12 protein-coding genes are annotated in these 14584 nt (G+C 45.8%); 2 read left to right on the top strand and 10 right to left on the bottom strand.

What is annotated here, in order from left to right; all coding sequences use genetic code 11:
- Positions 1 to 135: 135 nt before the first annotated feature.
- From Tanf_RS12800 to Tanf_RS12845, 9 genes are all read right to left on the bottom strand, one after another.
- Entirely contained in the window at positions 136 to 861 is a 726-nt protein-coding gene (locus Tanf_RS12800; protein ID WP_140230639.1) for a hypothetical protein, read from the bottom strand.
- Between the two features lie 300 nt (positions 862 to 1161).
- Positions 1162 to 1809, bottom strand: coding sequence for a hypothetical protein (locus tag Tanf_RS12810; protein ID WP_140230640.1), 648 nt, complete (start codon positions 1807 to 1809; stop codon positions 1162 to 1164).
- Between the two features lie 102 nt (positions 1810 to 1911).
- Positions 1912 to 3396 carry a hypothetical protein gene (locus Tanf_RS12815; RefSeq protein WP_046826124.1) on the bottom strand — a complete coding sequence of 495 codons (1485 nt, stop codon included), beginning with the start codon at positions 3394 to 3396 and terminating at the stop codon, positions 1912 to 1914.
- A 77-nt stretch (positions 3397 to 3473) separates the two neighbouring features.
- The gene (locus Tanf_RS12820) at positions 3474 to 4385 is read right to left on the bottom strand and encodes a hypothetical protein (RefSeq protein WP_014226071.1); all 912 of its coding nucleotides are present in this window, start codon (positions 4383 to 4385) and stop codon (positions 3474 to 3476) included.
- Positions 4386 to 4398: 13 nt separating this feature from the next.
- Positions 4399 to 5415 carry a TolB family protein gene (locus Tanf_RS12825; RefSeq protein ID WP_140230641.1) on the bottom strand — a complete coding sequence of 339 codons (1017 nt, stop codon included), beginning with the start codon at positions 5413 to 5415 and terminating at the stop codon, positions 4399 to 4401.
- Positions 5416 to 5455: 40 nt separating this feature from the next.
- Positions 5456 to 5944 (bottom strand): hypothetical protein, encoded by a 489-nt coding sequence (locus tag Tanf_RS12830; RefSeq protein ID WP_046826126.1) that lies wholly within the window; start codon positions 5942 to 5944, stop codon positions 5456 to 5458.
- Between the two features lie 37 nt (positions 5945 to 5981).
- Entirely contained in the window at positions 5982 to 6719 is a 738-nt protein-coding gene (locus Tanf_RS12835) for a DUF6935 domain-containing protein (RefSeq protein WP_046826127.1), read from the bottom strand.
- Positions 6720 to 6821: 102 nt separating this feature from the next.
- Positions 6822 to 7247, bottom strand: a complete 426-nt coding sequence (locus tag Tanf_RS12840) for a 5-fold beta-flower protein (RefSeq protein WP_231964471.1) — start codon at positions 7245 to 7247, stop codon at positions 6822 to 6824.
- Positions 7248 to 7289: 42 nt separating this feature from the next.
- Positions 7290 to 8123, bottom strand: coding sequence for a TPM domain-containing protein (locus Tanf_RS12845; RefSeq protein ID WP_046826128.1), 834 nt, complete (start codon positions 8121 to 8123; stop codon positions 7290 to 7292).
- Positions 8124 to 8444: 321 nt separating this feature from the next.
- On the opposite strand from Tanf_RS12845, the gene Tanf_RS12850 reads away from it, so the two are divergent.
- Both Tanf_RS12850 and galB read left to right on the top strand, forming a co-directional pair.
- Positions 8445 to 9854 (top strand): endo-1,6-beta-glucanase, encoded by a 1410-nt coding sequence (locus Tanf_RS12850; protein WP_046472699.1) that lies wholly within the window; start codon positions 8445 to 8447, stop codon positions 9852 to 9854.
- A 15-nt stretch (positions 9855 to 9869) separates the two neighbouring features.
- The gene (gene galB, locus Tanf_RS12855) at positions 9870 to 12380 is read left to right on the top strand and encodes a beta-galactosidase GalB (protein WP_046826129.1); all 2511 of its coding nucleotides are present in this window, start codon (positions 9870 to 9872) and stop codon (positions 12378 to 12380) included.
- Here the strand turns inward: galB and Tanf_RS12860 are convergent.
- Entirely contained in the window at positions 12365 to 14503 is a 2139-nt protein-coding gene (locus Tanf_RS12860) for a tetratricopeptide repeat protein (protein ID WP_046826130.1), read from the bottom strand. The genes galB and Tanf_RS12860 overlap by 16 nt on opposite strands.
- Positions 14504 to 14584 lie beyond the last annotated feature (81 nt).

Consider the following 14584-nt stretch of genomic DNA (forward strand, 5'->3'; position numbering starts at 1 on the left):
GCTTTTCTATTTTCATGGCTGGAGGGGTACCGTTGTTTCTCATCAAATCTGTGTGAAGATTTGTCTCCCGCAAATTGTTTCTGATAAATCACAGTTGTGATTTATCTCCTGCAAATTGTTTTCGCATACGGCTATTTACTCAGCAGTTCCAATACCTTTTCGAACTTCCTTGACCCATTTTTCGTTTAGCCATTTAAAGATAAGATGTTTAAATATGATTTTCTCATCTTTCAGGCCGGCCTCTTCGAACATGGATTCGTAACTCATATCGAAAGGAATGCTGCCGATACGCATTTCGATCGATGTGCCTTTACGCGGAAGCAGATGTTGAAAAACGATCCGGTTTTCGAATAAATCCTGAAGGATGCCCTTTTCCTTTTCGTCGAGATGCGACGTTTCGAAGAAGTCATCGAGTTGCACGTTGTAAATATCCGGACAATAATACAAGTCTTCGCTCAGATTACCGTTTTCGTATAGATAGAAATTGACATCTCCGTGTCCTTCATCTTTGTTTACCGCAACGAGTTTTCGTCCGTCTTTGAGATTCCAGTAACAGATTTCGTATTTATATCCTTCCAGAAAATAATAAAATACTGAGAGATAACCGTTTCGTTCGTCGCACAGCTCAATATAGGCGTAAGTACCGTCATAATTTTCGACGTTTATGTTTGGCTGTTGACCGATGGTTTTAAGCATTTCCTTTCGCTTTTCAAGCGTAAAATCCGGATGTCCGAACGCGTTGTCGGGCAGCATCAGAAAAATATCTTTGATGTTTGTTTTCCTGTTGGTCGGTTTGTTGTTCTGCGCTGCCATGCCGACCACGGATAAGAAACATAACAAGATACACAGTATTTGTTTCATCTGTTTTTAATGTTTAAAGCATGAATGGATACGGGGAGAATTGTCGTTACGTTACCTCTCCTCTCCGATACCTATTTATTCGATATATTCCCATTTGTATTCGTTCTGCGGAGTCGCTTTTCGTACTTGAATATCGACTTGTACTTTTTGATGACTTTGTTGCAACGGATAAATCCATAGAAAACAGTGATATATTTTTGCCTGTAATAAAACATCAATTTTTCTATATCGCTGATTATTAAACGGCTGATTTTTTTAGGTTGTTTTTTATATACACCCATATCTTTTGATAATCAGACGTCAACCGTTGCAACAAAGTCCTTTTTGATGCGCCATCAGCGTAAGTCCGTTAAACAAATATTCCCGACTTTTCTTCTTGGCTTCCTCCAAATCGGCGTTTTGCAACTCGGAAGGCACGTGATTACGATTCTCCCACACGGCCTTTTCTTCGTTCCAAGAGACTTGAGGCAAAGCGTCGTCGTATCGATAGAAAGAGAATTGATGATCGTTTTCGATTACGATTCCATAGTCTGCAAACGATTCTACTCCGAGCAACTTTTCGCCTGTAGTCAGATCGTATACCCACAGCATGCGTATGGTTCCCGTGCCTTCGCTGGCCAGTATTGCATTGCCAACGACGTTCTCGAAAGCAAGAACCGTACCTTCGATCTTAAACTGTTTGTATGACGCGTTTTTAGGCTGCATGTTGAGGGTGTTATACATACCTCCGTCCGTATTGACGATTCCCCCTTCGACAATGCGAACCTTGTCGTCTTCAAATACAATTTCCTCTCCGGGTTTGAGTGCAGGCAGTTTCAGGATTTGTTCGACCGATGTTACCTGCGTACTGTCGGTCGCACCATCCGATGTCGTTGCCCCCGTGTTTTTACAACTTATCAGCAAGACGGCCCATACCACCATGCCCCAATTAAACATTCGCTGTTTCATTTTTCTTTTCATATTGAAAGATAAGAGTCGGGGAGGTAGCGAATGTTTTTTATGATACTGAGCTTTTATTCGCTATCCTCCCCCCGGCCCCGATTTATCCGATTATTTCTTCTCCGGTGTTTGCGCTCCGTAATCTTTCACGGCGCCAAATAAATTACGCGCTTTCTCCCACGGGTATTTATTGGCAAACATGCTGACGCGCGTCGTACTCGTACCTTGCTGGTTAAGTCCGAGAAAACGGTTCAACTGGTTGGCCGACGAGTTGGCGTCGTAGTTCTCGGAGGTCGATATTTTCAATTCGGTGAAACCTTTCAGGTAGGGAGCATCTATGGCCGAAATGAACGACTGGTCAAACGGCATTTCTTTATTCCCTTCGTATTTCGGTCCGATTTCTTCGGCTTCTTCGATACGGGATGCCGGCACATTGATTGGTGCGGAACTGTCGCAGATTTCAAGGTCGTACTTGTTCCCCAGAAAATAATTGTTATACAAATTGCTTTGCTTCAATTTCTCGTATTCTTTTTTGTTTTCGTATCGGCAACGTTCCACTCCGCACCGCGCATTGAACGCAAAGATGTTGTTATACACGTTGATGGTACGGATACCGTTCATAAAACGGAAACCCTGTCCCATCGTTTCAAACTCTTTGGTGATCGGCCACGAAAACAGTACGGTGTTATGATGGAAATCGAGCGATATTTCGTTTTCTCTGCCGGATGCCAGCGTTCCCCATATTTCGCAGGCGGCATAACGGTTGGCCACAAACACGTTATTGCAGACTTCGATATGCCCGGCTCCCATGCCTCCTTGCAGCCCAAAGTTACGGCAGTTCACAAACACACAGTTCGTTATTTTTACTTTCCCTTCGACGGTCAGATGCAACGCACGCCAATCGACTTTCGATATTCCCACGGAATTTCCGGCTTGCGCATCGGGGTGAATCAACATGCCGGTAAGTACTTCTTTGTTGGGAGTGCCGGTTCTGGGGTCATTCACATCGGGTTTGTAGTATTGGATAAACTCCCCGCCATCAAACGTGAATCCGTCGACTACAACTTCGCCGGCCGGACGTTTATCACCGTAAGCCCGACGGGCTGTGATATGGAACAGGGCCGAACCGATGCTGCGCGGCGATTTTTCGTTGGGCTGAATTTTAGTAATGTATTTGACCGGGTCACGTTCTGAAAAATCCAACGAATAGCCTCCGTAAAATTTCAGGAACTTCCCGTTATCGGCACCGTTCCCGAACCGGCCGCATTCAATATAGCCTCTGTCCATATTGCCCAGATAATTGCCTTCGGCGACCAGAATGGTAGCCCCTTCTTCGGCGAGGTCGATGGCTTTTTGCAGATCTTTCAAAGGCGTATCTTTACTGAGTCCGTCGGCACGTACACTGCCGTTGGGACTTACATAGTAGGTTTTACCTGACGAGACGGCAGCTTGTACCGTTATGCCATTCTCTCCTACTCTGTCGGCAGTTCTGCCGGCATCTCCGTTTCTTCCCTCACGGTCCAAAACCCGTGCTTGAGTCGGTACAGCTATTCCCAACAAAAGCACCACTGCAAAATAATTCATGTTTTTCTTCATCTTGATTGTTTTTTAAAAAGGTTTTTTATTTTCTTATTATAATGCGTTTGCATGAACAGTAGATCATGATAGATTCGTTATTTATTGTATTCACGCATCAACGGATCGTTCGACTTAAGTTGTGCGTCGTATATCTTTTCGTAAATAGCGTATCGATCTTTGTAATTCTTCTCGGCCAGCGCTATTTTGATCAAACTCGTTGTCGGACTGTTGGGAAAAGCTTTACCGAAACGCATCCATTCGGCTTTCAGATCGGGATCGAGTTTCCCTGTTTCGTCAGCGATAGACGTATTATCCGTCCCCGTTATGTAAACGTTTTGGAGAAATTGATAATCTTCCGCAAGCACTTTGAAAAAGCCGATATGATCGGGATATTTATTCGCGTATGCTTCGCATCGGGCGATCAGGTCTCCCAATTCTCGCCAGGTAACGATTAACCCCGCATCGGCAACCACATTTTCAGCGTCTCTCAGTAATTGCCAATATTCCTGATAGGATGCCGGCAATTGTTTGAGATAGTTTTCGAAAAGAGCCGCACTCGGTGCAATCGAAACGATTCCTTCGCCCATTTCCTTAAATTCCAAACCGACCTCCCTATAAGACCTTTCCTTTTGTTTAATGGAATCGTGCGGTTCGATGTGATCTCCATTTTCATTCATCCGATATTCATAATAATGTTCCAGATAACCGAATTCCTTTTCGTTAAGATTTTCCAGTTCCACATATAAAAACGTAGTGAAATCATTGAAAAGGCCTGTTTTTTCATCATCCGTGGCATGTTTGAATTTCAGGTCGGTAATCTGTCGGTGTAGACCGATACGTTCCAACTCATTATCCGAAGCAATCAGTTTTTTTTCGAGACTATCTATAAGCATCGTCTCTTGAGTGACGATGCTTTCGGTATTTTCTCCCGATTGTCCAGACGAGATCATGTTCTTGCAGGAAGTCCATAGAAACGCTCCTGCCAATAAATAAATCATTGTTTTCATTGTCTTTTTCTCCTTATTTTACAGGCTGTTTAACATCGAAACTCTTTACGCCGACGATAAGATCAATCGGCTTGTTTTCTTCGGGATCTGTGATATAAAGTACCTTGACTCCGACATTTTCGTGTTCGCTCTCTTCGTCGTTAACAAAGACCAGTTGGTTACCGGCCCATTGCAGAGGGAAGTATTGTGCTGCGCCGTCTTCACTCAGCCTTTGCTGGTGTTTACCGTCTGCGTCAGCGATGCACAGCGGACCATGTGCCAAATCGCCAAACGAATTAATCGCCACAAAAGCGACTTTTGATCCGTCAGGTGAAACGGTCTGTTTGAAATAATCGACTTCAGTTGAGCCATAATCGTCTCCCATCGCTTTCAGGTTCAATTGATCGGTCAGGCAGATACGGTTACCGTTGTGCAGGTAAATCATGTGTTCGTTTTCCGTTTCGAAACGGTCGTCCGATTCCTGATAGAGCGCGCCGAAGCGCTTGCTAGCCTTCTCAGAATCACTCGTCGTTGTCAGAGTATTGTCTGCGATCGTATAAATGTTATACGTCCCAAAGTTATATCCATCCCAACTGAAATCACTGCGGATAAGTAGTTTTCCATCCTGATATTCCATCAGACTATTATCTCCGTACGTTTCAGTTATACATTTCTCTTTCGGGATATTCAGGTTCAAAAGGTCTTCGAGTTGTACTCCGGCATCGGAGAATACGACTTTGCGAAGCCACAACACACCATCTCGCACTACGGTATAATACATGGAATGCCCGTCGGGATCGAATTTGAGATTAAAAATCTCTTCGGTTTCTTCGGTGAAAGGCACCCGGTCATCCGCTTCAACGTTGTAAAAATAGACTTGACCGTCTTTCTGATATGCCACGATATGAGCATTCGCAAAGCTATCATACTGATGTTTTTTTATAACTCGCAAGTTTTCCGATGTTTCGGCCTGATTACTTTTAGCCGGGTTGCATGCCGTCAAGAAGCATAAGATCGTTAAAAAGACGGTTTGTATACATGTTGTTTTCATTGTCTCTTCTGTATGTATTTCTGTTTTTATTCTCTTATTATTAGTCTGCGAATTGTTGTAAGGAACTTTTAAAAGCGACATATTTCTTTTTGTAGCGATCGTACGCTTTCCGATTCTTATACTTGATCCCGACAACCCACACCGTATTTTCGATTTCGTTGCGAGTCTCCTGATAGCTGCGTATGTAGCTACCGTCTTTAGCGCCGATTGTCCAATAGGTAACGGTCTGGTTATCGGCCTTTTTAACCTGTCTATCTCCTTCTTTTTCATTCGGCCAAAGGGCAATATCGGTTGGTTCGCCTCCCCATTGAGGCGAGAAGATATAAAATTCGACTTCTCCGTCGGGAGAGGTGAAGAACGCGCTGTCGAACTGATCATCCTCGGCACTTCTGGATCCCATCGATCCTTGGGCGGTGAAGTCAGACGGATACTTCACTTCAAACCATGCTCCCCTATAAGTTTGGTCTTGTGCCGACAAATGCAAGAAGAATATCGCGGCAACGACTGCACATAAAATTTTTCTTATCATCTTTTTTCGGTTATGATGTATGTTTTCGGAGATAAAATTAATCTAATCCTTTAAACGGATGATCAAATGCTATCGCTCGTACACGCACATAGATACTGGAACACTCGCTTACGATAAAATATTTGCCTTCGCTCGATTCTTTCGGGTCTTTGGTCTTTACCAAAGCGACCGGATCGGGTCTTTCTTTTCCTTTTGTCAGCACTAAAAGTTTGACGATAGGAGCCTGATAATCGTTTGAATAGCCATATCCCCGTCCTTCGTCTACGATCACTTCTACCGTATAGGGTTTGGTCGGGCTGTAACCATTTTCGAAGGTAGCCCCTTTCAGATAAGCCGCCATCTGGTAAGGACGTGAAGAATTATCATTGTTGAACAAGAGTTTCAGCTGTCTGACCGCGCTGCTTTTTTCACCTGAATTCGTATTCGTACTGTTCAGATTAATACATTCCATCCCTATCCTTTGATTACGGCGAAACATTTCATAGGCCATGATCTGCAAGGCCACGGCTCCATGGGGTTCCTTACCGATTTTCTCACGCACTTCCTTGAACTCTTGGACCGTAGCCGGAAAGCGGTTAAACGTAACCGAACCTTTTTGCCCTTCAACCAACTTCTGATGATCGATCGTACCCTCTATCTTCACATCGATATCGGGCAGATTCTTCGGTTTCTCCCCTCCCTGCTCATTTTTATCACATGCTCCTAATGAGAGCAACACCACGCTTGCTACCGCAAGCATCCATCCATTAAACTGGTTTAATACATTTCGTTTCATTTCTTTATAGTTATTTTAGTTATACCTCTATCGCAATACATAATCGTGTATCATATTGTTTGATTATTTTTTTCGGTTTCAGCGGACTCCACTGGAGCAAATTCAGAAGTCGAAAAAGAAGAAGGCAACGGCCGCCCACTCTTTTTTCACTCCCGATGCTTTGCCGATGCTGGCATTGTTGCTGTTACGTACCGTACCGTCAGTATCGATCTTACCAAGATACTTGTTACTGCGGTCACGCACAGTGCCATCGGAATTGATTCGTCCGATTTCCGCATGACTGCGATCGCGTACGATGCCGTCGGAAGAGATTATACCGATTTGCCTGTTACTTCGGTCACAAATCGTACCGTCGGATTTGATTCTCCCTACTTCCGCATGGCTTCGATTGCGGATCGTCCCATCGGAACCGATGCTTCCGATCTGTTGATTGTTATTACCACGCAATACCTGTGCGTCGATTAGCTGCGGCATTGCAACCCATGCCATCAGGCATGCCACAAGGATATACATCTTTTTTCTCATCATCGATTTATTTTATCAGTTATTCATAAATATTTTTTCTCTTGGTCAGAAGCGTGTCGACGCACCACCACCGCCACTACCCCCTCCTCCCCACGAGCCCTCCTCGTCATTATCGCTATTTCTTCCTTTGCTCCTCATCGTTTGAATCACATTCTGTGTCAACATAGCAAATTCACTTACATCATCATATACCTTTTCTTTCATCCGGAAGCCACATTTTTTACAGACGAAGCTCCAATGTTGTGTTCTCAACTTTTTGTTTCCGACCGTTTCAAACTCTACATGAAACTCTTTCCGGATATTCTTGAATGCTCCCACCGCACGACACGACGGACACGGCACACTACAGGTCAAACGACGGCGAAACAGCAGTTTGAACAACACAAATAAAGGCAGTAAAATAAGCCCCGGGAAGCAACAGATCGCGATAATCCCTATCACATAGAACGATGTCTTGCGGGAAACGACACTTCGTCCTATCCTGCCGCTACGGGCAAACTTAAATTCGTCGTACGAGATAGCGAAAAACAAGATGGCCGATACGACAATGGCCAATATCACAAGAATACCCTTGATTCCCTCGTCCGTGTTTTTCTCCTTCATGGTAGAGAGGGCATTGTTCTTCGGTCGGTTACTCATAACGCGTCGCACTTCCTTCACGCCCGCGAGCAATCTTTCTCCAAAAGCCTGCTTACGAAAGAGTGGAATCATATGATGAATCTGAATCTCTTTACATACAGCGTCGGTCAATTCATTTTCAAGTCCAGCCCCTGTTTCGGGCTTCCCATGGCGCAGCTGTACGTTGAGTACGTCACCCGTGCGGTAGCGTTTTTGTGCGACCGATGGACTGATGACACCCCAAAGCAGTATTGTCAGCATTCCTACCTTTATATATAACAGTCTATCTGTTCGCCCCTTTTTATTTATCATGTCTTTATCGATAATCAGCTCAATAATAAATCATTTCAACAATCATTCCGACACAAACATTTATCACGCGGGACAAAGGTCGGAAGAAAAATAAATCTGGTCAATGAGTAAATTACTCAATTTTGAACAATACGCTATTTTCAGAGGCTTTTTTTCATTTCGAAAAAATACCGTATTCGTTTTTTGTACCTATATTTACGCCATATTTGAATAGATGGTATGAAAAAAATGTATCAATGGATATACGGGGTATTCCTTGCAGGGATAGGAATGGGCGGTTGCGAATTTCAGTCTGTAGAAACAGTCGATCTGTTTACGACAACGTCCGACCGTACGAAAGAATTTGCTTATGAAATCATTTCGTTTCATGAAGAAGGCTTGAAAGATACCGATCTCCTCATTACGCTCGATACGGCGGTGCGTTATCAGACGATGGACGGTTTCGGAGCAGCCATTACAGGTTCGACAGCCTATAACCTGATGCGGATGACACCGGAAAACCGTTCGGCTTTTCTATACGAAACGTTCTCTCCCGACAGGATGGGGTTCAGCTATGTACGCATTTCGATCGGCTGCTCTGATTTTTCGCTGAGTGAATATACGTGTTGCGATAAGAAAGGCATTGAACACTTTTCACTGACGGCCGAAGAAACAATATACGTCATCCCTGTCCTGAAAGAAATTCTGCGAATCAATCCGTCATTAAAGGTGATGGGGTCGCCGTGGACTTGTCCGACTTGGATGAAAATCTCCGACCTGAAAACAAAGCTCTCTTTCCGTTCATGGACCGGCGGACACCTCAGTCCGCTTTATTACGGGGATTATGCCACGTATTTCGTAAAATGGATACAGGCATTTCAGAAAGAAGGTATTCCGATCTATGCCATTACCCCTCAGAATGAACCGCTGAATCGAGGAAACTCGGCTTCTCTGTATATGGGATGGCGTGAACAGCTGGCATTCATAAAAACGGCGCTCGGCCCGAAGTTCAAAACGGCCGGACTGAAAACGAAAATCTATGCTTTCGATCATAATTTCGATTACGATCGAATGGAAGATCAGCAGGATTATCCGCTGCATCTCTACGCCGATACCGAGGCGTCGACATACATTGCCGGAGCAGCCTATCATCATTATTCGGGCGACAAAAGTGAACTGAACCGCATCCATGCGGCTTACCCCAATAAGGAACTGATGTTTACCGAGGCCTCCATTGGTGCTTGGAACGACGGGCGCAATTTCCGGATGCGTCTGCTCGAAGATATGTGCGAAATCGGGCTGGGAACGGTGAATAACCACTGTAAGGGAGTCATCGTATGGAATCTGATGCTCGACAGCAGACAGGGGCCTAACCGTGAGGGAGGTTGCCAAAACTGTTATGGAACTGTTGATATCGATACAACGGATTATAAAACAATCACTCGCAATTCACATTATTTCGTGATTGCACATTTGGCATCGGTCGTGAAGCCCGGAGCCGTACGTGTCGGAATCGAGGGCAAATTACCGGAAGGGGTTACAGGCAGTGCTTTTCTGAATCCAAACGGTAGCTATGCCTTCGTTGTCATGAATAAATCTTCAACCCCCTGTACATTCTTCATGGGCGAAAGCGAGCGTTTGATCCAGTGTCATCTACCGGGCCGTTCAATAGTCTCCTACCGATGGAACGATAAACCATAAACAACTAAATATAAGATGAAAAGAAAATGGACAACAGGTCTTTTGACCGCATGTATGGTACTGAGTATCGCGACAGCACAAGTGCGAACAAAGACAGTCTTAGAGAAAAACTGGCGATTTACACGAACGGACGATGCCCGATCGGCCGAACCGGGTTTTGACGACAGCCGATGGCAGCGAGTGACGGTACCGCACGACTGGGCAATTTACGGCCCGTTCAGCGTCCATCACGATAAGCAGGAAGTAGCTATTACGCAGGATGGTCAGAAAGAAGCGATGGAACATGCCGGACGGACGGGAGGATTGCCTTTCGTCGGGGTCGGCTGGTATCGTACAACGTTTCAACTGCCGGCATCCGCAAAGGAACAGCGTGTCATTCTTCTCTTCGACGGTGCGATGAGCAACGCACACATTTATGTAAACGGTTATGAAGTCGGATACTGGCCTTACGGATATAACTCATTTTATTTCGATGTAACAGACAATATCAATCGTGAGGGCGACAATACGCTGGCCGTACGGCTTGAAAACAAACCGGAGTCCTCACGCTGGTATCCGGGAGCAGGCCTTTATCGCCGTGTATACCTGATCACTATGGACGACGTACATCTTCCGCTATGGAGCACACAGATCATGACCCCTGTCGTACGCAAACAAAATGCGAAAATCGTATTCCGTACACAGATAGCTTATCCTGCCACGATACGTGGAGAACTACGAATAGAAACGGAAATCCGTACGCCCGACGGACGGGAACTCGGGACCATTTCGTCAAAAATCGACACGTCTCTGCTGGCAGAGGGCTATACAGAGACCTCGCTGTGGATCCATGATCCGTTGCTCTGGACACCCGAAACACCATCGCTCTACACGGCAGTGACAAGGCTCTACCTGGATAATGCATTGAAAGACGAACAGACCGACCGATTCGGCATCCGTTCTCTTGAGATCCGTCCGAACGACGGCTTTTACCTGAACGGAGTGAAAACATACTTTCGAGGCGTATGCAACCATCACGATTTGGGACCATTGGGAGCAGCAGTCAACGACGCAGCGATCCGCCGACAGATACGTATCCTCAAAGACATGGGCTGTAATGCCATTCGTACATCGCACAATATGCCGGCACCCGAACTGATCGAAGCCTGCGACGAGATGGGGATGATGGTTATGGCTGAAAGTTTCGACGAATGGAAGACACCCAAGTGCCGTAACGGATACAACCTTTTCTACGACGGATGGATGGAAAAAGATTTGGTAAATCTTGTGCGCCGTTACCGTAACCATCCGAGCGTCGTTATGTGGTGTGTCGGCAACGAGGTACCTGATCAGGTAGCGCCCGGAGGCGTTTATCTTGCCCGCATGATGCAAGACATCTGTCATCGTGAAGACCCTACCCGCACGGTAACAGCGGGGATGGATCAGGGATCGGCCATCATCAATAATAATTTTGCCGCTACGTTCGATGTCGCAGGTATGAATTATCGCTTGAAGGCTTACGATGAAGCCTACGAAAAACTTCCGCAGCAAATCATTCTGGGCAGTGAGACGGCGTCGACCGTCAGCTCGCGCGGCGTCTATAAATTTCCGGTCGAGCGCAAAGCGATGGCACGTTACGAAGATCATCAGAGCAGCAGTTACGATGTGGAGCATTGCAACTGGTCGAGCCTCCCGGAAGATGACTTTATACAGCATGAAGATCGTCCCTACTGCATCGGCGAATTTGTATGGACCGGATTCGATTACCTCGGCGAACCGACCCCTTACTACAGCGACTGGCCTAACCACAGTTCCCTGTTCGGGATCATCGATTTGGCCGGTATTCCCAAAGACCGTTACTACCTCTATCGCAGTCACTGGAACAAGAAAGAGGAAACGTTGCATATCCTTCCGCACTGGACATGGCCGGGACGTGAAGGGGAAACAACTCCGGTTTTTATTTACACGAACTATCCGTCGGCCGAGTTGTTTATCAACGGAATCAGTCAGGGTAAACGATCGAAAGACATGACCGTAACGCAGGAGAACAGCAATACTCCGGAAGATGCGGCTTCGTTCACTCGCCAGAAGCGCTATCGGCTGATGTGGATGGATACGAAATACGAGCCGGGTACTGTGAAAGTAGTAGCTTATGACAGCAATGGCAAGGCCGTTGCCGAAAAAGAAATGCACACGGCCGGCGCTCCATATCGGATCGAACTCTCGGCCGACCGTACTTCGTTGAAAGCCGACGGCAAAGACCTCTCATTCATTACGGTCAAGATCGTAGATAAAGATGGTAACGTGTGCCCCGAAGCAGACAAAATAATTCGTTTTAAGGTGAAAGGTGCAGGCACCTACCGTGCGGCAGCAAATGGCGATGTAACCTGCTTGCAACCGTTTCATCTGCCGGAAATGCCCCTTTTCAAAGGCATGTTAACAGCCATCGTGCAGTCGGGAGAGAAAGCGGGAACGATTACTTTCGAAGCATCGGCCAAAGGGATAAAAGGTGCCGTATTACGTTTGGAAAGTCATCCGAGCGAATAACGCAACTGATCCATCAGTAAAGGCATTTCCGACGGTTTGATACCGGCGCGTATCAGGTCGGGAATGTCTTCCTTTAATAATTCCTGAAACGCCTTGAAATTGCCGGCGGCATACACAGACTGTTTATACAGTTCGAGAGCGCCTTTCATGTTCTGCACTGCCCATTCCGTATGGCCGGCATTGAGGAAATCCTGTGCCTGAGGTTCATCTTCCAACACTTTTCGGTAGTAATTACGCGCCTGATCATATTTCCCGCTCAAGAATGAGCACCATGCGATCGCTCGCTGCGCTTTCCTGTTATCCGGACTAAGATAATCTACTTTAAAATAATATCTGAGTGCCTCCTTATAATCTTTCTGCTCTGAGTAACAATGCCCGATATTCATCAGGACAGAGAGGTTATCGGGACTGATCGTATCGTAACGCAAAAAGAACTTCAAAGCTTCTTCAGGTTGTTTCAACGTTCGATAACACCCTGCAATACGCCGGAGCAACCATGGACTTTCGGGGTTCAGCATTTCCGAGCGCAGATAATCGCGCAAGGCACCTTCCATATCACCGGCCATTTGTCGGCAATATCCGGATTTCTGATACAACACTTCATCTCCCGTACCTTCTTCGATCAGGCGACGGTAAATCGTCAGAGCATCTTCAAAATACCCTTTTCTGAGATAAAACTCGGCAATCTGCAATAACGTTTCCGTATCCGAAATATACGGTTTCAGCATAGTTAAGTGATGAAAGTCAAGTTTTTCGTTAAAGATATCATCAAAGTCGGCATGCCGAGGATACAACTTATAGAAACGGTAAAGACTCTGGATATACAAACCGATGACATTTTCGGCTTTCGTCTGTCGATTTTTCAGTTCCTGCGCCTGCTGTGCGTTTATCTGATTAATCTGGACATCAAGTTGATGGAGAATCATTTTCCGATGTGTTTCGGGAATCTGCTCCAGACTGAAGTAAAGCGAATACTTATCGGAATCGCACATAAACGATGCCTGTAGTAAAGTATCAATCGTTGTAATACCGATATCGGCTTTGGATTTAAGTGTAGAGTGATCGATTGAAAAAGGCAGGAACCAGTTTCCGACTTCCCGAAAGAATGAAAAATGCTTGAGGTGAATGAATGTTGAATGCATTACGTCAGCTCCTTCTTCCTGCATTTCGTTATATTCTTCGAGCCACTTCGTGAGCTTGTCGCTTTTCCATTCCGGATTCATCTCATCGTTGGAAAGCTCAGCAATGAGATCAGACCATGAAACTCCCAGATTGATTTGGGGGCGCAGTCTCATCATCTCCGGAATGATTTCTTCTTGCAGTTTATGTGATATCTTCTCCGTTTCACGGGCAAGGATGAAGCGAAGAATGATGGTCAACAAGAGTCGTTTGAAATCAGGTGATTCGGCCAACAATCCGAGTTGACGTTCAATCTCCGGATAAAACGCCGTGCGCCGGCGATACGTGTACAACGTCAGGATAATGGCAATCAGTGCACGAATACGAATCGTTTCATCAGACACGGGGGAAGCCGCATCGAAAAGCAACAGTAACTTCTCCTTGTCGAATGTCTGTTGCAGACCAAGCAGGAGCGCCGAAACGATCTGACTTCTGGCTGCCGACGGGTAGTGAGGATCGGCCAATGCTTCCCGAACAGCAACAACCGTCTCCTGCGAGAGAAAAGTGGTTGTCCAGAGATATCCGAACAACCGATTTACGGACGCTTCGTAGGGTTCCGTTTCTTCGGCCTCGGCATAGAGTGGAATTTGTTTAAGCAGAGTGCCGGTCTCAACCGGATCAAATGTCAGAGTACGACGGGCGGCATAACACGTTTCAGGAGAAATATCTGCCAAAAGTTCATGTCGCAGTCGATCTGTCAGCTCGTATGTTTGCGTCCGAATCCCTGCATAAATCTGTTCCTGCATAGGGTCTCCCGAACCTTCTATATAATAACGAAGCATATATTGATACGTCTCCTGTAATTTGTCGAGTTTGTTTTGATACGTATAGGTTTGTGAACCGGCAATCAACCCTTGAAGCGTATCAAAGGCTGTTTTAAGCGCCCCCCGGTCGAGCGCCTCCGTCGTACGTGTACAAGCAGTCTGTATTTCTTGAATTGTCATCTGTTATCCGAAAGAACAAAAGCCATGCCAAAGGTATGAAATTTTTCTGAAATTCGTATCTTTGCCGGCAAAACAGAAATT

This window comes from Tannerella forsythia, assembly GCF_001006485.1.
Lineage (GTDB): Bacteria > Bacteroidota > Bacteroidia > Bacteroidales > Tannerellaceae > Tannerella > Tannerella forsythia.

Coding starts and splice junctions, on each gene's coding strand:
- Tanf_RS12840 (WP_231964471.1), bottom strand. CDS start 7,247: ATGATGAGAAAAAAGATGTATATCCTTGTGGCATGCCTGATGGCATGG.
- Tanf_RS12825 (WP_140230641.1), bottom strand. CDS start 5,415: ATGAAAACAACATGTATACAAACCGTCTTTTTAACGATCTTATGCTTC.
- galB (WP_046826129.1), top strand. CDS start 9,870: ATGAAAAGAAAATGGACAACAGGTCTTTTGACCGCATGTATGGTACTG.
- Tanf_RS12820 (WP_014226071.1), bottom strand. CDS start 4,385: ATGAAAACAATGATTTATTTATTGGCAGGAGCGTTTCTATGGACTTCC.
- Tanf_RS12800 (WP_140230639.1), bottom strand. CDS start 861: ATGAAACAAATACTGTGTATCTTGTTATGTTTCTTATCCGTGGTCGGC.
- Tanf_RS12815 (WP_046826124.1), bottom strand. CDS start 3,396: ATGAAGAAAAACATGAATTATTTTGCAGTGGTGCTTTTGTTGGGAATA.
- Tanf_RS12850 (WP_046472699.1), top strand. CDS start 8,445: ATGGGCGGTTGCGAATTTCAGTCTGTAGAAACAGTCGATCTGTTTACG.
- Tanf_RS12830 (WP_046826126.1), bottom strand. CDS start 5,944: ATGATAAGAAAAATTTTATGTGCAGTCGTTGCCGCGATATTCTTCTTG.
- Tanf_RS12810 (WP_140230640.1), bottom strand. CDS start 1,809: ATGAAACAGCGAATGTTTAATTGGGGCATGGTGGTATGGGCCGTCTTG.
- Tanf_RS12845 (WP_046826128.1), bottom strand. CDS start 8,123: ATGCTGACAATACTGCTTTGGGGTGTCATCAGTCCATCGGTCGCACAA.
- Tanf_RS12835 (WP_046826127.1), bottom strand. CDS start 6,719: ATGAAACGAAATGTATTAAACCAGTTTAATGGATGGATGCTTGCGGTA.
- Tanf_RS12860 (WP_046826130.1), bottom strand. CDS start 14,503: ATGACAATTCAAGAAATACAGACTGCTTGTACACGTACGACGGAGGCG.